The sequence below is a fragment of the Chitinivibrionales bacterium genome (assembly GCA_014728215.1).
GTDB lineage: Bacteria > Fibrobacterota > Chitinivibrionia > Chitinivibrionales > WJKA01 > WJKA01.
This window is the reverse complement of record WJLZ01000210.1, coordinates 1-22,122: the sequence shown is the minus strand read 5'-3', so window position 1 is coordinate 22,122 and position 22,122 is coordinate 1. Positions and strand designations below refer to the sequence as shown.

The window sequence follows — 22,122 nt, the reverse complement described above, 5'->3', positions numbered from 1 at the left end:
GGGTATGCTCAAGCAGAAGGAGGCAATCGATATCCTTATCGACGCGGCGAAAGGCCGCAATCCCTTTATCAAAGAGTTTGCCTGTGAAGCCCTTGGTGAGCTTGGTATGTCGGCGGCTGTACCCGTGCTCGTTTCAGTGCTCGACAGTGCCCGTTTTGAAGCACGGGTTGCTTCAGCAGAAGCGCTCGGAAAAATACAGGACCCTGCGGCGGTTCCGGCACTGGTTGACGCCCTTAATGATACGATTATGGAGGTGGTCGAATATGCGATATTTGCCCTGGATTCTATAGGGGATCGATCGGCCCTTGGTCCTTTACTTGAACATGTTAATAAAAAGGATGCCGTCTGGAACTCGTATCCAAACTGCCTTCTGCATGCCGCCGTTTCCTCGGGAATAAAGGCTATCGACACGGTCCCCGCGCTGCTTGATGCCTCCGATCCTGCAATCAATGAGATAGGCATAGGAGTTCTGCAGTATTCAGCCGATCCGCGGGCAGACACACTGCTTCGTGGGGCACTCGATCATCCCCGGTACGGCATACGCAAGAACGCCGTCACCGCACTCGGTGAACGTGGAGACAGAGACGCCGTGGAAGCGCTTCTTGCACTGCTCACCAATCCCGATCCTTATATTCGCCGGGATGCGATCATTTCCCTTGGCAAGATAGGGGACAAACGGGCTGTCGATCCGCTTATTGATATTGTAAAGGCAGTTTCCGGCTCCCGGGATTTTGATGAAGCCGCGGTTTTGAAAGCAGCAATGGCCAACCTCGGTGCACTGAAGGCTTCCGAGGCGGTCGAACCTCTTGTTCATGTGCTCGCCGACACCGGCCTTGGCCGGCTCCGCTACTTTGCCGCCGCCGCGCTGGGTGAAATCGGCGATTCCTCGGCAGTTGGCCCACTTATCGACTGTCTTGATGAGCCACCCCCCAAACAGCTCATCGAAGATGTTACAGCCCTGGATATCAGGGCCTCGTCGGTGATTGCCCTTGGAAAGATCGGCGATTTCAAGGCTACGCCTCATCTTTTAGCCCTGCTCGATTCTGCGGAAAGGGAATTACAGCGGGATATCCTCCGAGCGCTCGGAAAACTCAACGATCCTACCACGGTACAACGGATCAGCACGTTTCTCAAATCCCCTCACAGGGAGCTGGCTGACGAAGCTCGATTGGCGCTTGTTGAAATTACCGGTAAGGAGTTCGGGCGGAATATCGAGAAATAGAATAGGAGGCTCAAAAACAATGGCGGCCTCCCCGGTGAGTGCTCCTTGCTCCAGCCCTTCGCTTCAGAGAAGAGCTTTTTTTCGTCCTGAATTTTATTCTCTTGACATTCTTAATTAAATCTCTATAATTAAAAATACGGTATTTCGACTGTGTCTCTCCCTCTAGCATACCGGATAGAGGAGGGTTCGGGACAAGGCTGGATTATAGTTTTGCCGCCGGCGAGGGATGATATTCAGCCGCTTGATGATTTTTTTAACTTTCGACCAGGCTAATTTTTTAAGGAGGGCCTATGAGAAGGATTGCTCTTTTAACAGCTTTGATTACGACTCAGGTGTTCGCGGTGAGCGATCTCACCTTTTCTCCCGATTCAATTGGTCAGAATGATGTTGCGACCTTGTCGGGGACCTTTTCATCGCCGGGGGACTCAATTGAATATATTTACATATACGATTTTAACAGCGACGGCATTATTGATACCGGCCAGGACGCGGTTGTTGTTTCCTCGGATGAGGAGGGGCCTTTTGTTGACGGCGACGACGAGATGGACACGATTGCGGATGGTTTAATGTCAATTGATTTTGTCCGTTCTGCCTACTGGGATCCATTCCCATTTGCCGGTACCTATGCTTTTGTGATGTGGGATGAGAGCGGGAGCGATACGGCGAAACTCGTGGTTTCGCAGGTTGCAACGTCACTGAGTGTCTCCGGCGCCGTAACCGGGCCCTCGGGTCCAATCGAGGGAATCGCCGTGCGGGTGATTTCATGTTCAACCTCAAATCGTGATGATTGTTTTGTCCGGCATGGCCTGACCGATGCAAATGGAATATATACAGTCTATGTTTCTCCTGATTTTCAAGGCAAAGACATTTTTCTCCAGGTTGAGGATATGTTCGATATTCTTGAAGGAGTCAGCGTAATTCCTCCCGAAGATCTCGATACCGTCTTAAGCGCCTCATTGACCGGTATCGATTTCCTGTATCAACAAGCTACGCAATTTATAGCCGGTGTTGTTATTGATGAAAACGGGGCGGCAATTCCCGATGCAGTCCTTGAATTCAGCGAAGACAACCTGGGTGTTGAAATGTATATCGATTGTGACGGGGCAGGTAAATTTGTTGCTCCTGTTTCTCCCGGAAAATGGGACATTGAAATGGATTTATGGGAGACTGACGGATACATGGCGGAAGAGAAAAAAGTGACGGTTCTGGAAACCGACGATACAGTGACAATAACTTATACGGCATATACCGCCGATCAGACAATCACCGGACGGGTTGTTGATCCCGATTCTGTTATTGATCTTGGAGAATGTGACGTCGGCGCTTCAGCCCAGGTAGATAGTAATTGGGTATTTTCTGGAACGGATATTGATGAGACCGACGGCAGCTTTTCTGTTGATGTTTCATCCCAGTTGGCGCCTTTTGACGTTTCTTTATGGACAAAGGATATTCCGCACGGTTATTATCTGGATCCCCGAAGTTATCACACGGTTTCGGCGGGCGATACCGGTCTGGTTTTTGAAATCCTCAAGATTTCTAATGTAATTGAAGGAACTGTGCTGGATGAAAATGAAAATCCCGTCATTAATGAGTCTTTGTATGTGTTTAAGGATGAATGGGGATTTGATCCGATACCGGCGCAAACCGACGCCAATGGGAGCTTTTATGCAACCGTGGCGCCGGGGGATTATTATTTCTTAGTTGATGATTCTTCCTATATGCAAAAGCGAATGATGGTTTCGGTATATGATTCGGTGGATACAACCGAGGCTTTCCATTATGTACATACAACCGATTCGATTATCAGTGGGACCATATCCGGTGATACCGCCGGTCTTGACCTGACCGATATCGTAGATATCGGTGCTATGGTTACGGTCTCCGAGACGAGTGGCGGGTCATCACAATGGGGCTGTTTGGCAGTTATTGACGGTGATGGTTCCTACAAAGTGCATGTTTCATCACTTTACGGTCCTTATTCGGTGCGTATGGAATTTAATGGTGACTATTATGACGATTATATCATATTCCCCTGGGAATATGATTCGGTGGAAGCAGGACAGGATAATGTGTCATTTCAAATGTTTAAAATCGGTGGGACAATCAGTGGAAAGGTCTCATTTGAAATACCCGATAATGCCTATATTGCGGGAGTAAAGGCCATCGATACGGTGACCGGTATAGAATTCGGCAGCTATATCGATGATACCGACAGTACCTATATGATCAATGTACCTAACGGTGTTTACAGGGTGCTCGCCGGATACATGAGTTCCACTGCAACCGATAGTGTGGTGATCGATAGCATCGTTGTCCAGGATAATGATATAGTAATCAATTTCACTGCAGATGGCGCCGCGGTGGTTCCCGCCTCGATCCCGGTACAAAAAGACCGGCTGTTCTTCAGCTTCTCCAGCTACCCCAATCCATTTAGAGGGGCGGCACGGCTCAATTTTGTGTCACCGGTAGCAGGAAAGGCCGAACTGAGTGTCTTTGATATGACCGGACGTTTGATTGTTACACTTCATTCCGGCATGGTGCAACGGGGAAGTCATACTTTCCGGTTAAGCCGGGATAATGATGGAGAACCACTGAAATCAGGGGCATATTGTGCCCGCTTATGCATTAAAGGCCTCCAGGAATACAGAAAAAATATTACCCTCTTTGTTGTCCATTAAGACAATCTGTTTTGTTGAACACCAAAAGGCGGCATTGTGATTGCAGTGCCGCCTTTTTTGGTGACTTCGCATCGGAATATGTATATCCCTTCTCGATCCCCGGCAGAATTGGCATTCTTTGTCTTTTAATCTCGCTAAATCGGTACTAAATTGAATCATTATGACACACCGGTGTTTCACTTTGAATCATAAAACCGGGAGAAAATGTTATAGCACAGGGCTATTTAAATAAATATGCGTCAAAATCAAATAATTACAGGGAATCTATAACATTGGCATGGCTGTTGCTGACTAATAATGGTGAAAATATGGAATCAAGACTGAAAGGAGGCCTTACATGAGACGGCCAAATGTAGTTGATAAGCGAAACGTACGATTGGAAGAAATGATGAAAGAAGGTTACATACCCTTCAGGGGAGGCCGCCCGAAACGAAAAAATGTGATATCCAGTGATGATGTGACCAATCTTACAATCGCGCTGAATTCGAGTAAGAGTTTTGATGATTTCCTTAAGAATGTATAAATCATCGGGAAAAATAAAAAACGTATCAATAACCAAAGGAGGTTGTTATGGAACTGGTAAGGTACAATCATCCAACATCACTCGCCACTCTTTTTGATGATCTGTTTGAAAATTCATTTGGATGGAGCAATCGTGAGATTTCCAACAATGTGTATCCTTCGGTTGATATCGAAGAGCATGAAGACCATTATGCTTTAAAAGCCGATCTTCCGGGACTCAATAAAAAGGATATCGCTATCCGGGTTGAGAACGGAACGCTGACACTGAGTGGCGAAAAGAAACACGAATCGAAGAAAAAAGAGAAAGACACATACTCCTATTACGAGCGTTCGTTTGGGCGTTTTGAGCGGTCATTTGCTCTTCCGGATAATGTGGATGCTGAGCATATCGATGCTCATTACAAAGACGGGGTTCTGGAAGTGGACCTTAAAAAGAAGCCCGAATCAAAGCCAAAGGCGATTGAGGTGAAAGTGGGATAATCAACCCGTTCCGAAGGTTTGCATGGATGAGGAGTAGTGCCTGGAGAGGTACTACTCCTTAATTATTATTGCATCAGCCTGTTCGGTAACTCGAAAATATCCCGCTTGGCTTCCAGATAATATAGATAGTCCTGCAACGATACATCCGATTGGACTCTGTGATCGACATGGGGAATGAACCCGCCTTCACTGACAATCGGTTTGAGGCGGAGCAGCTCTTTTTTTATTGCATCCTTTCCTTTGAGTAATACAGTCTTGTCAAAACCGCCCATCATACGGATGCCTGGATACTCTTTTCGGAGCGTTTCCGGATGAACGCCGGCATTTACCTCCAGCGGGAAAATGATATTCACGCCGTTGTCGATCCAGGTGGGCACTAAAAGCCGGTTGTCGCCGTCGCAATCAACATATGAAAATTGTGTCCCGCCCCGGGCATAGGCGTCCATGGTTGCCTTGTACACCGGGCCGCATTTATTGTAGAAAAACTCCGGCGGCGTTATCGGGCCGGTTTTAAAGGCGATATCTTCCCACCACGCAACAAGGTCCACTCCGATATGACGGGTAATTTCTTTTGCCACGGTGCTATACAGTGTTTTCATGTCATCTAAAATCTCATCGATAAGGTCGGGCTGCATATAGATCCCCAGCGAAAATCCCTCAAAGCCCATCAGGTCCCGGATCCTCCCGGCAGTACTGCCGCCATATACAGTAAGGATATAATTGCGGTCTTTCACCTGTTCCTTTATTTGCGCGATATTTTCGGGAATTCTTTTTTCCATAGCACTTAAGAGCCGCTCTTTGAATGGAAGATATGATTCCCGGTCTTTAATGGGGAAATCGAGATAATGAGGGATTGTATCGGAGCCGTCGGTGAAAACTTTACATTTTACTCTTCGGGTATCGTACTTGATTATATGTCGATCATCTTTTTCCACGATTTCTTCGTCGAAAATCGGCATAATATCATTGCCGATCCATACTCTTTTTTCCCAGCGATCGAAGCCGAAGTAGATGTCCGCCTTGTCATTATTGTCAACTTCTTCGGGCAGACCCTCACGATGCCATCGTTTCAGTGTGTCGTTCCAGTAGCCGAATTCCCTGTCGATAATGCGGTCGAATTTTTCGAAATTCATGACGGTGAAGAACCGGTCCCGGGGCGACATTTCACCGTTGGGGACAGGCACGTTTTCGTAGGTTGATTGTTTGGCAAAGTATTCTTTCATTTCCTGGGCGTCCATCAGGCATTCTCCTTTCTGAGCGATGATACGATAGCCGAAATATGGTCGGGAGTGGTGCCGCAACATCCGCCGATAATAGCGGCGCCCGCCTTTTCAAGCTCAGGGGCAAGCCGGGCCATGTCGTCGGGAGTTTCGGGAAAGGTGTTTTGACCGTCTTTCACAACCGGAAGGCCTGCGTTGGCGTGAATCAGAATGGGAATGTCTTTATTCTGCACTCTGATCTCGTTGACAATGTCGATCATCTGTTCGACGCCGTTGCCGCAGTTACTGCCGATGATATCGACGCCGGCTTCGATGAGCGCGGTGGTCATGTCCGTCGGCGAGACGCCCATCATGGTCCGGTAATCGTTATTGACGGTTTTCTGGAACGTGAACGTGCAGATTGTTTCGAGCCGGGTGTTCTCTTTCACTGCTTTTACGGCAAGCAGGGCTTCATCGAGCGCTGCCATTGTTTCGATACACGCGGCATCGGCGCCACCCGCTTGCAGGGCGACGGCCTGCTCTTTGAATCCTTCATAGAGTTGTTCTTCGGTGACATCGCCCATCATAAGGATTTTCCCGCTCGGACCGATTGACCCGATGACCAGCTTGTCGCCGGCGGCTTTCCTGGAAATTTCAGCCGCGGCTTTGTTAATTCCCATCGCCTGGTTGCCAAGGCCGTAATGATCAAGTTTAAAGCGGCTTCCGCCAAAACTGTTTGTCTGAATCATGTCCGAACCGGCGCCGATATAGCTTGCCGCAGCTTCCAGAACATCGTGCCGCCGGGTAATATTCCACTGCTCCGGGCACTCACCGGCTCCCAGCCCTTTCTGTTGGAGAAATGTCCCCCAGGCGCCGTCGGAAACAAGCGTGCGACCCGATTTGACTAAGTCAACTATTTTACCCATGAAACCTCCGCAGGTTAAATTACAAATATCAAATCATAAATAATACAATGTAGTTTTCTTTCCCCATATGCTCGCGGCCATGTGGTTTCCCTGCTTTTCATCGGGAAAGCTGCGCGCCTATTGGATCATAGAACGTCCGGAGATCAGAAACCGGCGCCTTTCATTTTTAATTTCCGCTTTATGCAGTCCTTCATCTCGCACAAATCACAGGGGTAGGGCATTTTTTTGATGTCTTTTCCCAAACCGATAATTCCACTCACCGATTTAATCGGGTGCATCAGGCACGAATCTGATAAAGTAATGCCGCAGGAGTTTTCGGGGAAAAAGGAGAAGAGCTTTTTCTGTTCCGCAACAGACCATCCGCAATACCCCGGGCTGAAACGGTTGGTCATGTTCCGTCCGGTTTCAGCGATGCTTTTTTGCAGCATTTCAACAAAAAGATCGGCTGCCGATTCGGTTATTTCCGAAGCGAGGACATCGATGATGTAGCCCTTGAGAGGATCGTCACCTTTGAGATATTTCTTTGACAAGGATTCGAGTTCTGCGCCAATGGAGACGAGAAACAGACAGATCGTTTCGCTTTCCTTCAATTCCCCGGCAATTCTTCTTCCGGTAGAAAATTCGATATCACGACATTGAATGGAATTCGATTTCGGCGTTATATCATCGGGGGGCATAATACAGAAAATTCCCCGGCAATCACATAATCCGGGCGCCTTTGACAGCATATCATCAACAAGCTCCGGGACCGGTTCAGGAGCACTGCCGTCGGCATACCCCATAGCGTTAAGCACGCGCACCGCAGGGAGACGTAAGCTCTCAACGGCCGTTGAGAATTCTTTGTAAGTCCCTGTGTTATTCATAAATGCACTCCGATTGTTTATGCGGCAATTCCGGCGAGATAATCGGCCGCGCTCTGTGGATCGGGACAGTAGCAGTCCGCTCTTGTTTTTTCTGCAAATTCCTGGGAAATAGGGGCGCCGCCGACCAGTACTTTAACAGCAGGATTCTGTCCCTTGATCGCCTTGACTGTTTGGGCCATTGCCGGCATTGTCGTTGTCAGGAGCGCGGACAGGCCTACGGCGGATTCGGGGTGCTGCTGAAGGGCTTCAAGAAATTTCTCCGGACTTACATCCACGCCAAGATCAACGATTTCCCATCCGCTGCCCTCAACGACCATTGAAACGAGATTCTTTCCTATATCATGGAGGTCGCCGGTGACTGTCCCGATAATAAAGGTCCCCTTTCGTTTTACCTCACCAGATTGGAAATAGGGTTTGAGATGCTCCATTGCAGCACTCATCGCTTTTGCCGACATTAAAAGGTCGGGGACAAATACCTTGTTTTGCGAAAACAGCGTGCCGATTTCCTGCATGCCTTTCATGCAAGCATCCAGAATGTCCGATGGTTTCACGCCATTGTCAATGGCACGTTTCACCAGTTCATCCGCTCCATCCTGTTCTTTCATATCAGGAGGAAAGAGCGAAGCTTTGTTGATTTTGCCCCGCTTGATACAAAGAGTGATTTGTTCTACTTTCTCATTCATAAAAACCTCCATGGGTTAAATCCTAAATTCGAAATCCGAAATAATATGGTAACGAATTTATAGCTTTATATCCTGAATTTTGCTTTTGCACCAAATTGAACCCTGAACCCTTTCTTCCCCACGCAGGCTCGTGACCTCGTGACTTCGTGCATTCGTTTTCTCATCCGGCATCTCCCCTTCACGTCTCCCTCTCCACTACCTCGGGTTGCACGACATACTGGCAAAAGTCTGTGTTTTCTCCTTTAAGTCTTCGGTCGATTATACTCACAATTTTTTCGGCCATTTCGGCATTATGAGGATCGATTGACGTTATTCCCGGGGTGAAATACCGGGCGAGGTCGGTATTTCCGTAGCTGATCAGACGAATGTCGTCGGGAATACGAACATTTTCATTGCTCAACTTTCCCATAACCCTGATTGCGGAAGCATCATCCATGCACAGTATTCCGGTAATATTATGTTTGTGAAGAGTTTCCGCATTTATATGGTCAAGCTGTTTTATTACCACAGGGGGAGCTTCCGGTCGTTCTTTGGTGAGTATTTCTTTATAGACAACTTCAAGTGATTCCTGAAGCATGTCCCGTTCGGCCCATATTTCATTTCTGACAAAGGCGATAGTGCCCCGTGAATGTTGCAGGAGATACCGCATTCCACGCAGGAGCCCGAGATTGTAATTCTGGATAACGTAACTGAAATAGGAACCGGTCATGGTATGATCGAGAAGGGTTACAATTGTTGTATGCTTGGAAAGGCGGCGGTAGAAACTTGCTGTTTTTGTCTCATCAAGGGTCGGTACCACGATAATGGCTTCGTACCCCTGCATAATCATCTGACCTACCAGGCGGATCTCCTCTTTCCAGTTGTTGTAATCAACAAAATGTTTTACTTTTCGTTTCATACCCGTCGCTTTGTGGGCGATATACTGAAAAAGCTCTTCATACTGAATTGAATAGAGTGGAAGAATGAGTCCCCATGTTTTTTTTCTGGTCGGGAATTTGTTGACAAAAGAACCTTTGCCCGCTCTTTGAATGACATAGCCGTGATCGGCAAGATTTTTAAGCACTGTTTTTGCCGTCTCCCGTGAAACATCATGCCGTTGCATCAGTTCGTTGATTGAATCAATTCGCTGGCCGGGTTTAAGCGTATGCTTGAGTATCTGTTCTTTATAGTACTCAAAGAGCTGCTGATATTTCGGGACAAAGGGCTGTGTTCGGGTTTGTGTCATACTTATTTCCGTCAGACTGCCGTTGCCTGATTTTTTAACCGTAACTCGTAGTCTTCGGGTCTGAATTTTTTCGCATCAAGCAAAGGGATCGTTTGTTCGATAAATGTTTCTGTTTGGTCGGGAAGTGATGAGAGAAGGTCCCCGAGCATGGATATCCAGCTCACTTCATTTTCGGGAATAACACACAGACCATCGTTATGGGCCTTTTCGATAATTTCGAGTGCCTTAATTGCTGCATATTTTGTCATTGTATAATGGTTTGTCCGGTTAAGGATTGTATCTGAAATCAGAATGACATTTTCGGGGGAGAGGATAAGCGCCTGGGGATCATGATATGTATCCGATTCGACCATGAGATTGCGCAGCGTTACCATCTGTTTCTTTTTTGTAGCGGTGTTCATGAGACGGCAATCGTAAGCAAGCTGTTCGAGAGAAACGGTCGGCGCCATTCCTCCGAGGAGTTTGATGTTCTGTACCGATTCATTCGACCAGAGATCGCAGGTTGCTGCGGCAATATTTCCTAAGGGACTGGTATGCGCGCATGCAGCGCTTTTACCTTCCATCGCCATGGGATATCCGGTAATCGCTTTGATAAAAGGATTTTCATAGCCGCAGTCTTTACCGGGGCCGACCGCTCCCATTTCATAGGCAACCAGACTTCGGGGGATAGTCATGGCACGGATAACCGCTGCGAAAACCCGGGGGATGAATTTCCGCTCGGCTAAAACCATGGCGGTGTTGCCGAATCCACAGGCGGTATCGCCCGCAGCCACCGTTCCGACATCCTCTGCAATAGGAATTATACGCTCCCAGAGAAAGGACATGTCTCGAACGCCCATGATACCAAGAGCAAAAAGGGCCTTCGCAATATCGCATGATATCAGAGCGTCATCATGAATCTCTTTTCCGCCGGTCGATTCTATAGAAAGAAGCTCTGCACCGGCGTTCGCGCACAACGAAAAGGTTTTGAGCATATTCTCAAGAAGCGGCCCGGAGCGCATGGAAGGTGGACGTTTTTTATCACGAGTGTCGTTCGGAGTCAGCCGAAGTGCTGATTTGAGACCGTGATTTTCATGGTATTTGTCGAGAACCGAATTTATTGTTTCGGTGATTCGAAGAGCAAAATGAGGATTGAGTGTCATTTCGATGAGTGTCTCAAATTCAATGACAAGGCCGGGACATTGAAGCTCGCAAGCCCTTTTACATGCCTCATCGACAATGGATTGATACATCGTAACAATCGTTGGAAGGGTTGTTTCCGAAATTTCGATTTCCGGAAGAGTGAAATTGAGTTCGGGATATACATTCCCATCACCAATTACCAGCCCCCGCCGTGTGGTCACCGGATATGTCGACCTTCCGAATACCAGACCTTCCGGATCGCTGATAGCTAAGGTGTTGAATTTTTTCATTATAGACGCCCTTTGTGAATTTGTAGTGTTAATACCATGCTGATAATATAAGGAATCCCGGCGGAAAAGTCAACAAAAAAAACATCACATCACATCACAGTAGAAGGAATAATGAGTTTTTCTCCGGATCGCTTTTTTTTAGCCGTTACAAGGGATTTTGGGTATATTTCATAATTGAAAAGGAGATGGTGTATTTAAAAACGGCTTTGGAGGGGGCAATGAAGCGATTATATGTAGTCTGCCTGCTATGGCTTTGGAGTTCAACAACAGTGGCCTATCAAACGGAAATCGCCGGCGATCCGGCCGATGTTCAGACGCAAACCACGCAGGGAAGTGTCCTCATGGGCGGGGGCAGTGATGTTGGCGCGGCATTCGAATGGATGATAGAAAAATCGGGTGGCGGCGACTTTGTGGTGATCAGATATAATTCACTCGGCGGGTACACAAACTGGATAAAGGGACTGGGTGACCTCAACTCGGTGGAAACCATTGCCTTCGAAGATCATAGCGAAGCTCATAATCAGGAGCTTGTCGATAAGATCCGCAATGCCGAAGCACTCTGGATGGCCGGGGGAGACCAGGGGAATTATGTGGATGGGTGGAAAGATACCCCGGTCGAGGAGGCGATCAATTATCTGATCAATGAAAAGAAATGCCCGGTAGGAGGGACCAGCGCCGGATGTGCAGTCATGACGCCCATATACTGGGGAGCGACCAGGGGAAGCTGGCCGCAATATGATAATGCACAAGAGGCGCTCGATGATCCGGTTCAGTCCGGAATAAACGGCATGGGATTCAATGATTTTCTGATGCCGCCTTTTCTTGAAAACACGATCAGCGATCAGCACTATATGCAGCGCAACCGGGAGTATCGTCATGTCGCCATGATGGCTTATATACACAGCCGGGGTAATGCTCCGGTGAAAGGGATCGGCTGCAACGAGGCAACGGCTGTCTGTATCGGGCCCGACGGTAAAGCTGTTGTATTCGGCACGCGAAACGACAGCTATGCCTTCTTTATCAAACAGTTCTGCGGCGGCCCCGAAACATACCAGGATAATCAACCGCTTACCTGGCTTGGAGGATTCATGGTATACAAGGTCGCGGGTGCAAGCGACGGCAGTCATTTCATGGACCTGACCGACTGGGAGACTACCGACGGCAGCGGTGAGGAGCTGTACTGGTATGTTGATAATGGAACTTTGCATGAGGAAGCCTCTCCCTATGAACCCTGCGTAGTGAAGAGCGGAAGTTTCTTTCCGTGTCACGATCCGGATGCTCAACTGTTAATATGCCGCAACAAATCCGGAATTGTTCTCCGTTTTTTCAATGGCGGCGACGCCGGTTTTGGCTCCGTGAAAATAGTTGACATGTGCGGGCGGAGGGTTTTTCAAGCATTGTTGCCCGATGTTAACAAGGGCTGGAATGATAAAACGCTCAACCCGAATGGATTGTCGCCCGATTTGCCGGGGTGGTGTGGTATAGTTTCCCTTGTGATTGGTGATAGATCATTCTCAAGCAAATTTATTCTGAGATTGCAGAAGAGATAAAAGTCATTTTAGCTGAAATCGTACAGAAGGCATTTTGTGGAAAAACACAGAATTTGTCTACTGAAAAATAAAATAGCTCAATGAAGACCTTGGTGTGCCGTGGATGAAGAAATAAGAATAAATGGATTATGAAATAACCCCCGCAGAAAATGCTGATATACCCACCATTCTTGAGCTTTGGAAAAATTCGAATATAAGAATTGAACCTGAAGATTTACCAAGAATGATTTGTCGAACCTTGATGCATACATAGACTATGCCGTTAAAATGGCACGAAACCTTTGTAATATATGGGTGAATGGTAATTTGAGGTGTAACGTTCGATTGCAAAATCTTGTTTTTGGCGAGGGGTTATTCTACAACAAAGAAAAAGATAATTATCGAACCCCCATAGCCAACAAGATTTTTGATAAAATTATTGAAATGTGCGATGTAATCGACATTGTTGGCATTAAAAAAGGCGACACTTTCGAAATATCTTCAAAAATGTCGCCTTTGGTAGTCCGTAGGAGAATCGAACTCCTGTTGCAAGGATGAAAACCTTGAGTCCTAACCACTAGACGAACGGACCACAATTATTCTTACGGTGAGGTGTCAAAATAAAATTTGTAACCGAAAAGTTCAAGTTTGAAAAGAAAATTCGGCAAAGAACAGCTTGTTTTGATCGCTTTTAACACCAAACCATCGTAAAAATCCCCGTTGAGACCGGTTATTTATATATTTTCTTTATTCAGTACACCATAATATGGTTGCTGTCCGCTCATTATTCAAGGAGATTTTTATGAGTTCAATTCTTCTTGCCGCCGTTACCTGCATTTTACTCTATCTTGGTTACCGGTTTTACTGTCCAAAGGTTCAGGAGTGGCTTGGTCTTGATGAAAACGAGACGCCTCCTTCGCTAGAACACCACGATGGCGTCGATTATGTGCCGGCAAAGCACTGGACCATTCTCTTTGGTCACCATTTTGCTTCAATTGCCGGCGCCGGCCCGATTATCGGTCCGGTTATCGCCTGTTTGTATTGGGGTTGGCTTCCTGTGATGCTCTGGATAGTTATAGGAAGCGTTCTTTTTGGTGCGGTGCACGATTTTACCGCCCTCAGCCTGTCGCTTAAGCATAAGGGGCAGTCGGTTGCCACGGTTGCCGAATCGGTTCTGGGCAAGGTCGGGCGTATTCTTTTCAGCATTTTCGTTTTTTTGGCGCTTATTCTGGTGGTAGCGGTATTTGCCGCCAGTGCGGGTAATACTCTGGCAACAACGCCGGCGGTGGTTGTCCCGACCTTCGGGCTCATTGTCGTCGCAATGATTATCGGATGGTTGATGTATCATCTGCACTTGAATGTGGCCGTGTGCTCGATAATCGGTGTTGCTCTTCTTTTCGGGCTGATCGTGGCAGGCTACTATATCCCCATTGAACTGCCCTTTGCCAATGCGGAAAAGTGGTGGACAGTCATTCTTCTGTTGTATGGATTGATCGCATCGGTGACCCCGGTTACCATTCTTCTTCAGCCCCGCGACCATCTTGCCGCGGCGGTCCTTTTCTTAGGCATGTTTTTCGGCTTTGCCGGTCTGATCCTGACCCGGCCCGAGATCAACGCTCCCGCTGTTGTTGCCGTGTCCTCACCCCAAGGGAATGTCTGGCCCATGATGTTTATCATTGTTGCCTGTGGTGCTCTGTCGGGTTTTCACAGTCTTGTTGCCAGCGGTACGACCTCCAAGCAGCTTCCCCGAATGAAAGATGCCCGGATTGTGGGGTATGGGGGGATGATTCTTGAAGCCGCGCTGGCTATGCTTGCGGTGATCGCCGTTACCGCAGGATTGCACTGGAAAAACGTGCCTGAGGGCATGACCGGTCTGGTTTATCAGGACGTTTTTAAGACCGGCGGATGGATAAAAGCATTCGGGGCAGGCTATGGAGAGATTACTAAAAGCCTTCTCGGCGGACTGGGCGCCCTCATCGGAATAACCATGCTCAAAACCTTTATCATGACCACCCTCGATTCCGCAACCAGAATTACCCGGTACATCTGCAATGAACTCTTCGGCGATTCCCTGGGAATACCTTTTATGAAAAACAAGTATGCCGCAACAGCGATTGTGGGTGTTTTATCGGCAGCGCTTGCTCTCGGCAACTGGAAAGCTCTCTGGCCCGCGTTTGGTACGGCAAATCAGCTTATCGGAAGTCTGGTTTTTATCATAGCCACAATCTATCTCATGAGCAGGGGAAGAAACTATATGTTTGCGTTGATTCCGGCTGTCCTGATGATTATCACGACCTTTACCGCTATGATATTTAATCTGAAAAATTTTCTTTCGCCGCAGGCCCCGAAAATAATGCTTACTGTGGTGACAATATTCCTTTTTGTTATTGCGATTTTTGTGCTTTACCAGAGCATTATGGCGGGGATAAGGAAGAAGAGCCAAATAATGGAATAAGGGAAATTTACGATGTGAGAGGGGGGTGTTGAGTCTGAGAGAGAAGTTGACAAAAGCTAAGGAGAACGATTACAACAAATGATGGAAAAAGAAATGGAGTCCGGTGACATAGACCTTTCCCGAAATGCTAGCGGGAGAGTGACAACAATTTGAGAGAGAAATCTTGTACCTGGTACCTGCTGCGAAGCATAGCGGAAGTTTCGCTTCGCGAAAAACCCTGAACCCTATCCAATGAAACAATCATACCGAGTCTGCATTATCGTCCCGCGGGGATACACCCATGCATCCGCTTTTCTTGAAGTGGCTTTTCTGCTTAAGAATTCGCTGGTGTCGTGCGGTAAATCGTGCGATATAAAAATAAACGAGCTTTCGACAGATAACATTAATATCATTCTGGGCGGTCATCTTTTGCGTGCCGATGCCGTGATCGGCAAATATACTTATATCCCTTACCAACTGGAACAGATAAGCGCCAATGAACGTTTGCTTTCCGATAATGTCAAAACACTACTCCGTCATGCTCATGATATCTGGGACTATTCTATGGAAAATATTGTTTTCCTCAAATCCCAGGGTATGAGGGCAAAACATCTTCCTCTGGGATACCATCCCGCGCTCGAGCAGGTGCCATCATGCAACACCAGAGACATTGATATTCTCTTTTACGGAAGTGTGGGGGAGAGGAGAAAAAAAATCCTCGATTCCCTGACTGCAAAGGATACCGTGTCGGTGAAAACACTATTCGGGGTTTACGGCAAACAGCGTGATGAGTTTGTCGGCCGATCCAAAATTATTCTCAATGTTCACCACTACAATGCCAAAATATTCGAGGCAGTACGGATATCTTACTTGTTAAACAATCGATGTTTTGTTGTTTCTGAAGACACCCCGGTCAATCCATACCCCCAGATTGAAATCCCCATGGTATCCTATGAAAATCTTGTCGACGCCTGCCTGTATTATTTGTCCGATGAGCAGGAGCGGGAGCAGATTGCTGATGCGTGTTATCGGCAGTTCAAGAAGAACTATTCCATGGATGAGTTATTGAGAAACGTTATTGAGTGAACAGAGAGCCCAGGTGAAAATCCGAATCTTATTGTGCGTACTGTACCGATGATCAGTGGGGCCTGCTTCTTTCTGTATCTGTCAACAATCAGGGGTGATACAGTACGGTCCGGAATCCCAGGGCCGGTCCGGATGCATCCGGCCTCATTTTATCTCTGGTATATGCTGCAATAAAGGACTGATCATTTTGCCAGCTTGCCCCCCGTACGACCCGGGCAACGCTCGAATCCGGTCCCTCAGGATCGGTGGACGGACTGTTATGATAATAATAAAAATCGTACCAGTCGTTACACCACTCCCAGACATTACCAAGCATATCGTAAAGGCCGTAGGGGTTAGCGGGTTTCAAAGCCACGGGGTGAGCTGGCCCATCACTGTTTTCTTCATACCATACATATTCGGCCATAGTGGTCATGCTCGCGCCCCAGTAAAGACTTGCAGATGATCCGCCGCGGCAGGCAAATTCCCATTCGGCTTCTGTAGGGAGGCGGTAACCGGGAATCGAGAGGTCGGTTTTCAGGCCCTCGAGGGCGCAGTTGTTTCCAGGAATTCCATTTACAGAAGTATACGAATATACTGTGTCAATATTATTGCGCTTGCTCAGGGAATTACAGTACAAAACAGCATCATACCAGTTAATGCCGGTAACCGGGACGATATCTTCTGCTGATGTATCTGTTATATTCATTACCGACATGAATTCTTTATGGGTAACTTCTGTTGAATCAATCCAGAAATTGTGAGAAAAGGAAACCGTGTGTTCATATAACTGAGAACTTTTATCTTTGGGTTTACCCATCGAAAAGGTCTTTCCGGCAGAAGGAATAAGTGCCATGCCGGGTGGGGAAGGGGGGGCGTTGGGTGATGAAAAAGTGCCGGTACCCACCGCACTGTCACCATAGAGGTCTGTAGCAACAAGCTTCCAGTAATAGGTGCTGGATGGCTCTATATTGTCGATTATGACGGAGGGGGTATTGCCCGAATATTTTTTAGAAAGATTGGTTTTACTTGATCCCAGATAAAAAACATATTCCAGTGTGTCGGAGGCCCCATCAGGATCGGATGCTTCAAAGGCGAGATTTATCGATCCTTTTTTGCTGAGATAGTCGTAGGTGCGATAGTTGTTTACCCCCGAATTTACCGGTAATGCCAGGCCGGCTGATTGCGGACTCCTGTTAAACAGAACGGAAAATGTATCCAGCGCCATCTGGTTGTCGTGGTCCCTCGCAGCCCAGGCCACCTCCACTGCACCGCCTTCAGGATTGGAGAGCTGGAATGATGACGATTCGGTACTGTCATCCCAACCTTCGGCGCCAATGTCCCAGTAATATTTTTCGATAGCTCCGTTAGTGTCGTGAGCCGATACTGAAAAGGTAACTGACGCTGTTTGGCTGGCGACTGTATCGTTCATGGATATAATAAAGGGTTTATAACTGTGAACCATAACTTTGAAACTGTCGGTTTCAGATTTAAGATGACTATTGTCAATCGCACGAACATAAACTGTATGTTCACCGGTTTGACCTGTAGACCAAGAGTAGTAAAAAGGTTCGTTGGCTTCCGATTCAAATTCCCAGTTTGTGCCTTTATCGAAGGACCATTGATAGGTGACAATGACCCCTTCTTTCTTGTCGACTCCCTGTGCGTGGAGCCGGACAGAATCGTTGATTGCTACGACCGTGTCGTTCATTGCACTGATACTAGGGGGATACCAGTTCGTTCCTTGGGGATCAAGGGGATTATTCCACTCTTTTTCACTGCTTTCGATTTGAGAACATGAAATGAGAAGCGGAAAAATGCCTGCAATTGCTGGGAAAAGAAACAATCTGATACGCAACATTTTGAGTCCTTTTTCGAGCCCTGTTGACTGTTTAAAATAAAAATGATATTCCTAGGCCAAGCACGCATACTGAAGATATCCCGTATGCAATATTTCGCTTTACCGATTCATCCCGTGCCTTGTCCCTGTGTGTGTAATAATCTTCTTTATAGCTGACAAAATTATTCGATGTTTTGTCGTAAGCTTCGGCGGCATCTTTGTACCCGTCAATCCGGTTCTGCATGCGGGAGTTGAAATAGACTCCTGTTCCGGCAAAGGCTGCAGCAAGAGAGCTAAAGGCTATTCTTCTGATAAATTGATGCCGCTTTTTCAGGGCAATCCGGGCCGCTTTTACTGAATCAACCCAGGCTTGTGTATGCTCAAGGTCGAACGTGAATTCGGCTGCATCGCTGGGGGGAAGATAAAATGCTTCCTCTATCGATTTATAGCCGGGCATTTCAATATTCATTACATAATGACCGGGTTTGAACCTTTTTTCCGAATAGGGGGTCTTTCCAACCATTTTTTTGTTCAGGTACACGGAAGCACCCAGCGGGTCGGTAATGACATCGATAGTTGAGGGTGAAGTAACGAGGGTTAATTCTATAGCTTTTTTTTCATTTCCTTTTATTGTTATCGTTGTATCCAGTGTTTCAAAATTATCGTCGCTGATGACAATGGCAACAGTCCCTGATGGAACTCGATAGGATTTAACCTCACCCTTGCCGGCCTTTTTCTCGTTGATCGTAATTAAAGCGGTATTTGGGGCGACTTTGATACTTAAATGGCTGGATTTTGAGGCTGCAGTTGCAGTTAATGAATTCGATATTATAAGAAGGCATATCAAGATTATTCCTTTATTCATGGAATTCTCCTTCTCGTAATTTAACTGTTTAAATGACTGCTTGACAGCAGCTTTATGTGCTGTTTTATTCCCCGCCGAATGTTCTATAGATATGTAAAATGTTGCATCCTGCCGGTTGCAGTATCGATAATACATAGCCGCCCCAATGCTGTATTGTATTACCGTTGAAGGATGCCTTTTCGCCCAAAATTATATATAAAAAAGATACATTGAGTAGAGAGCCAAAGCAAGATATCGATCGAAAAGAAATGGCTGAGGAACGATTTCAAATATGATTCGTTGCTAACAAATCTCTGATTTTCAGCATCTTAGGTGTATCCTCCTTTTTCAATTAATTTTTTTACTAAAGTATTTCCGACTTCTGTCGATATAACGGATAGGGGAAGCTGTGAGATCGAAAAAAATATCCCACAGTAACATTGTCGGAAACATGTAACAGCATCTGCCTGTATACCTGCATCTATTGTTGCAGTATGAGACAGGGATGTTCCATTTCAAACAAGGAGGTTGACGGCGTAAGCTTTATCGATTTGCTTCTGTTTTGTCAGTATTTTCGGTAACATTTACCGAGTGGAACAATTCTGCTCTTATCGCAAGATTGTATCCAATCTCAATTACAGTCACATAACAGGTTGGGGAAGCCCTGTTATGAATGGCATGGATGTTTAACTGCACACAAGGGAGGTGTATTATGTTAGGTGGAGTAAATTCAGCTTCATACAAACTCACACAAATCTACAATTCGAATAATCAACAACTGTCGGATACGCTTGCACGGATAGCTTCGGGTAAAAAGTATCAGAATGCCGGCGATGATTTTGCAAGCTTTGCACGCGGACAGGCTATACAGAGTGACATTATCGGTTATGAGCGGGTACAGCAGAATCTGAAACTTGCCGAAACGTATACCAACACCGGCGTCGAAATCGGCAGTCAGATCTACGAAGACCTGGTGGAGATGAGAGAATTGTCGGAATTGTATACCGCTGAAGCTGCTGGCGCCAATGACGCCGATGTTCTTGCAAGCTATGAATCGGAATTCGATGCGTTAAAAGAAAAGGTCGTCAGCGCGATCAATAATACATCGGTTGACGGCACCGATGTCGTTCAAGCGGCCAATCTCACTACTGTCAATCTCGATCCCGACGGCACTGCCAGTCTGGCCATAACCCCCACTACAATACCGGCTCATGCCACCATCGATGCCTTTGATTTGTCCGGGGCTACCACTACGGCGGATATTACTACTCAGGTAGACAATGCCCTTGCCTACCTGACCGAAATGCAGGGTTTCGATAAAACCCTCGAATCCCAGATCAATATTACCGACACGATCATCAGCAGCAAACAGGCGGCAAAATCGATGATTACCGATATCGATGAAGCCGAAGAATTGTCGAAAGTGACTGCCCTTAACGTACGTCAGCAATCGACCATTGCCATGATCGCTCAGGCAAATATGTCACAGGCTGCCGTTGCTCGCCTTTACGGAGGACAATAGCCCGTCGTTTGACCGTCGTTCCCGTCTTTGCCGATAGCCTGTAGAACGCTTGTCCGATCGAAGGCTTGGGGGGCGGGAACGAACACACTCTTTTAATCCGGTATCATTTATTCGATTTATACCGCCGGCTCCGGACAGGGGAAGCACCGGGGACGGCGGCCCAGGGAAGGTACATTCTCACAAGGGAGGCGTCTATGCTTTCAGGATTAAATCTGACTTCAACAGTCATGCGTATCGCAACATTTCATCAGCAGAACAAATCGTTTCTATCGGATTCTCTGGTGAAAATTGCATCGGGTAAATCGGTTGCCGCGCCGAAAGACAATACCGGCGACTATTTCAAAGCCCAGAATATCACGACCGAAAACCGGAGCTACCGGGCGGTTCGTCAACAGGTCGGTGAAGCTATTGCTATGAACGAAGTCGCCGTCGAGGCCGGAACCAAAGTCTTCAATCTCCTTAACGATATGAATGAACTGGTTGACCGGTACTGGGATGGCTTTGCCGATGATGATGAAAAGAAGGCGCTGCAATATCAGTTTACCTCAAAGGCGCAACAGATAAGCAAGATTATTGCAAACGCCCGATACGACGACAAGCAGTTGATCAAGGATACCTCAGCCGATCCTCTGGTCAGTATATATATCAATCCCAATGACTTTTCACAAACCTACGATGTTACTTTCGATAATGGTGATGTTGTCGATTCGGCATCCCTCGAGGCATTGAATATCGGTGCACCCGATAAAGCAACGGTAAAGAGCGCCGTGCAGGCAGAATTGAGTAAGGCCGGATCCTATCTCGCAAAAACATCGGCGTATTCCCGGGGGCTCTGGGCCCAGCACAATATGATTGAAAACAAAATCGCGACCAATGCCGAACATGAAACCGCGATAAAGAGTGTCAATGATGCGAACGAAATGACAAAGGTAGTAAAACGGCAGGTTGCGCATGAAGCCTCCCTTGCAATGCTTGCTCAGGCAAATATGATCCATCGGAATGTGCTGATGCTGTACGGTATGAATTAGTGAAAGCCGGTAGCGCAAAGAGGTTCCGTTGCAGTTGTCCGTGGAAAATGGGGGGGTTTTGAGTGAAATCCCGCTTTTTTAATGAATGCTGAATAATTGCTTGCACTCCAGTATCAGTATGGCCTATTTTGATATTATCGCCGAAGGCGAAGGTTTCTTCCGAATACTCAATGAAAATTATTTTCAGATGAAAGGATGGCCCTGTATGTCGAATTCACTTTCTCGTCGTTCCTTTGTCCGGGGATGGGGCGCCTTTGGATTGGGGATCGGTGCCACCGCTTTAGGGACCGGAGACGTGTGGGCAGAAGAAAAGAAAAAGGCCCACACGAATATCCGCAATTTCAAAGAATCTATGTCATACCGGGAAATTGGTTCAACCGGTGTTCAGGTGTCGTCGTTCAGTATGGGAACCGGAAGCTGCAATGCTGAAATTCTGCATAAAGCCCTGAATATGGGAGTCAATTTGATTCATACCTCCACAGCCTATTCCGGCGGCAAGTCCATCCGGACGGTTGGTGATGTCATAAAGGGAAAAAACGATCGTGTTCATATTGCATTAAAAGACAACTTTTCTTCTCTTGAAGAGACATTGAAAATCCTCGGAGTGAAAAGTGTCGATTTTACCATGTTCAACCGTCATAATGCAGAGG

The 22,122-nt window shown here is 47.0% G+C and carries 18 protein-coding genes and 1 tRNA gene; 10 read left to right on the top strand and 9 right to left on the bottom strand.

Annotated elements, in window-relative coordinates; genetic code table 11:
• The 4 genes from GF401_19215 to GF401_19200 form a co-directional block, all read left to right on the top strand.
• On the top strand, positions 1-1,222 hold a 1,222-nt coding region (locus GF401_19215; protein ID MBD3347189.1), incomplete at its 5' end, for a hypothetical protein.
• A 290-nt stretch (positions 1,223-1,512) separates the two neighbouring features.
• Complete coding sequence (locus GF401_19210) at positions 1,513-3,900, top strand: hypothetical protein (GenBank protein ID MBD3347188.1); 2,388 nt, start codon at positions 1,513-1,515, stop codon at positions 3,898-3,900.
• A gap of 337 nt (positions 3,901-4,237) precedes the next feature.
• Positions 4,238-4,423: a hypothetical protein gene (locus GF401_19205; GenBank protein ID MBD3347187.1), complete on the top strand. Its 186-nt coding sequence runs from the start codon at positions 4,238-4,240 to the stop codon at positions 4,421-4,423.
• Between the two features lie 47 nt (positions 4,424-4,470).
• Positions 4,471-4,902 carry an Hsp20 family protein gene (locus tag GF401_19200; GenBank protein ID MBD3347186.1) on the top strand — a complete coding sequence of 144 codons (432 nt, stop codon included), beginning with the start codon at positions 4,471-4,473 and terminating at the stop codon, positions 4,900-4,902.
• 65 nt (positions 4,903-4,967) lie between these two features.
• Here GF401_19200 and GF401_19195 read toward each other — a convergent pair whose 3' ends face one another.
• The 6 genes from GF401_19195 to GF401_19170 form a co-directional block, all read right to left on the bottom strand.
• Positions 4,968-6,140, bottom strand: coding sequence for a hypothetical protein (locus GF401_19195; GenBank protein ID MBD3347185.1), 1,173 nt, complete (start codon positions 6,138-6,140; stop codon positions 4,968-4,970).
• On the bottom strand, positions 6,140-7,027 hold the full coding sequence (locus GF401_19190; GenBank protein ID MBD3347184.1) for a methionine synthase: 888 nt from the start codon (positions 7,025-7,027) through the stop codon (positions 6,140-6,142). Before GF401_19190 ends, GF401_19195 begins: the two co-directional genes overlap by 1 nt.
• A gap of 143 nt (positions 7,028-7,170) precedes the next feature.
• Positions 7,171-7,890 (bottom strand): methionine synthase, encoded by a 720-nt coding sequence (locus tag GF401_19185; protein ID MBD3347183.1) that lies wholly within the window; start codon positions 7,888-7,890, stop codon positions 7,171-7,173.
• Positions 7,891-7,907: 17 nt separating this feature from the next.
• Entirely contained in the window at positions 7,908-8,573 is a 666-nt protein-coding gene (locus tag GF401_19180) for a cobalamin-binding protein (protein ID MBD3347182.1), read from the bottom strand.
• A gap of 178 nt (positions 8,574-8,751) precedes the next feature.
• On the bottom strand, positions 8,752-9,798 hold the full coding sequence (locus GF401_19175) for a GntR family transcriptional regulator (protein ID MBD3347181.1): 1,047 nt from the start codon (positions 9,796-9,798) through the stop codon (positions 8,752-8,754).
• 11 nt (positions 9,799-9,809) lie between these two features.
• Positions 9,810-11,210: a methanol--corrinoid methyltransferase gene (locus tag GF401_19170; GenBank protein MBD3347180.1), complete on the bottom strand. Its 1,401-nt coding sequence runs from the start codon at positions 11,208-11,210 to the stop codon at positions 9,810-9,812.
• Between the two features lie 185 nt (positions 11,211-11,395).
• Here GF401_19170 and GF401_19165 point away from each other — a divergent pair, with 185 nt between their 5' ends.
• Positions 11,396-12,760, top strand: coding sequence for a hypothetical protein (locus tag GF401_19165; GenBank protein MBD3347179.1), 1,365 nt, complete (start codon positions 11,396-11,398; stop codon positions 12,758-12,760).
• A gap of 496 nt (positions 12,761-13,256) precedes the next feature.
• On the opposite strand, the gene GF401_19160 is transcribed toward GF401_19165, so the two are convergent.
• Positions 13,257-13,331 (bottom strand) — tRNA-Glu (locus GF401_19160).
• Between the two features lie 210 nt (positions 13,332-13,541).
• Between GF401_19160 and GF401_19155 the strand changes: the two genes are divergently transcribed.
• Both GF401_19155 and GF401_19150 read left to right on the top strand, forming a co-directional pair.
• A complete protein-coding gene (locus tag GF401_19155) occupies positions 13,542-15,194 on the top strand; it encodes a carbon starvation protein A (GenBank protein MBD3347178.1) in 1,653 nt (550 codons plus the stop codon).
• Between the two features lie 231 nt (positions 15,195-15,425).
• Positions 15,426-16,259 carry a hypothetical protein gene (locus GF401_19150; GenBank protein MBD3347177.1) on the top strand — a complete coding sequence of 278 codons (834 nt, stop codon included), beginning with the start codon at positions 15,426-15,428 and terminating at the stop codon, positions 16,257-16,259.
• 88 nt (positions 16,260-16,347) lie between these two features.
• On the opposite strand, the gene GF401_19145 is transcribed toward GF401_19150, so the two are convergent.
• Positions 16,348-18,099 (bottom strand): SUMF1/EgtB/PvdO family nonheme iron enzyme, encoded by a 1,752-nt coding sequence (locus GF401_19145; protein ID MBD3347176.1) that lies wholly within the window; start codon positions 18,097-18,099, stop codon positions 16,348-16,350.
• 31 nt (positions 18,100-18,130) lie between these two features.
• Positions 18,131-19,078, bottom strand: coding sequence for a PEGA domain-containing protein (locus tag GF401_19140; protein ID MBD3347175.1), 948 nt, complete (start codon positions 19,076-19,078; stop codon positions 18,131-18,133).
• Between the two features lie 517 nt (positions 19,079-19,595).
• On the opposite strand from GF401_19140, the gene GF401_19135 reads away from it, so the two are divergent.
• The 3 genes from GF401_19135 to GF401_19125 form a co-directional block, all read left to right on the top strand.
• Positions 19,596-20,444 (top strand): hypothetical protein, encoded by an 849-nt coding sequence (locus GF401_19135; GenBank protein MBD3347174.1) that lies wholly within the window; start codon positions 19,596-19,598, stop codon positions 20,442-20,444.
• A gap of 194 nt (positions 20,445-20,638) precedes the next feature.
• Complete coding sequence (locus GF401_19130) at positions 20,639-21,472, top strand: hypothetical protein (GenBank protein ID MBD3347173.1); 834 nt, start codon at positions 20,639-20,641, stop codon at positions 21,470-21,472.
• A gap of 205 nt (positions 21,473-21,677) precedes the next feature.
• Positions 21,678-22,122: hypothetical protein (locus GF401_19125; protein MBD3347172.1), on the top strand; the 445-nt coding region annotated here is incomplete at its 3' end.

Coding starts and splice junctions, on each gene's coding strand:
- GF401_19210 (MBD3347188.1), top strand. CDS start 1,513: ATGAGAAGGATTGCTCTTTTAACAGCTTTGATTACGACTCAGGTGTTC.
- GF401_19205 (MBD3347187.1), top strand. CDS start 4,238: ATGAGACGGCCAAATGTAGTTGATAAGCGAAACGTACGATTGGAAGAA.
- GF401_19200 (MBD3347186.1), top strand. CDS start 4,471: ATGGAACTGGTAAGGTACAATCATCCAACATCACTCGCCACTCTTTTT.
- GF401_19195 (MBD3347185.1), bottom strand. CDS start 6,140: ATGGACGCCCAGGAAATGAAAGAATACTTTGCCAAACAATCAACCTAC.
- GF401_19190 (MBD3347184.1), bottom strand. CDS start 7,027: ATGGGTAAAATAGTTGACTTAGTCAAATCGGGTCGCACGCTTGTTTCC.
- GF401_19185 (MBD3347183.1), bottom strand. CDS start 7,890: ATGAATAACACAGGGACTTACAAAGAATTCTCAACGGCCGTTGAGAGC.
- GF401_19180 (MBD3347182.1), bottom strand. CDS start 8,573: ATGAATGAGAAAGTAGAACAAATCACTCTTTGTATCAAGCGGGGCAAA.
- GF401_19175 (MBD3347181.1), bottom strand. CDS start 9,798: ATGACACAAACCCGAACACAGCCCTTTGTCCCGAAATATCAGCAGCTC.
- GF401_19170 (MBD3347180.1), bottom strand. CDS start 11,210: ATGAAAAAATTCAACACCTTAGCTATCAGCGATCCGGAAGGTCTGGTA.
- GF401_19165 (MBD3347179.1), top strand. CDS start 11,396: ATGGTGTATTTAAAAACGGCTTTGGAGGGGGCAATGAAGCGATTATAT.
- GF401_19155 (MBD3347178.1), top strand. CDS start 13,542: ATGAGTTCAATTCTTCTTGCCGCCGTTACCTGCATTTTACTCTATCTT.
- GF401_19150 (MBD3347177.1), top strand. CDS start 15,426: ATGAAACAATCATACCGAGTCTGCATTATCGTCCCGCGGGGATACACC.
- GF401_19145 (MBD3347176.1), bottom strand. CDS start 18,099: ATGTTGCGTATCAGATTGTTTCTTTTCCCAGCAATTGCAGGCATTTTT.
- GF401_19140 (MBD3347175.1), bottom strand. CDS start 19,078: ATGTATTATCGATACTGCAACCGGCAGGATGCAACATTTTACATATCT.
- GF401_19135 (MBD3347174.1), top strand. CDS start 19,596: ATGGCATGGATGTTTAACTGCACACAAGGGAGGTGTATTATGTTAGGT.
- GF401_19130 (MBD3347173.1), top strand. CDS start 20,639: ATGCTTTCAGGATTAAATCTGACTTCAACAGTCATGCGTATCGCAACA.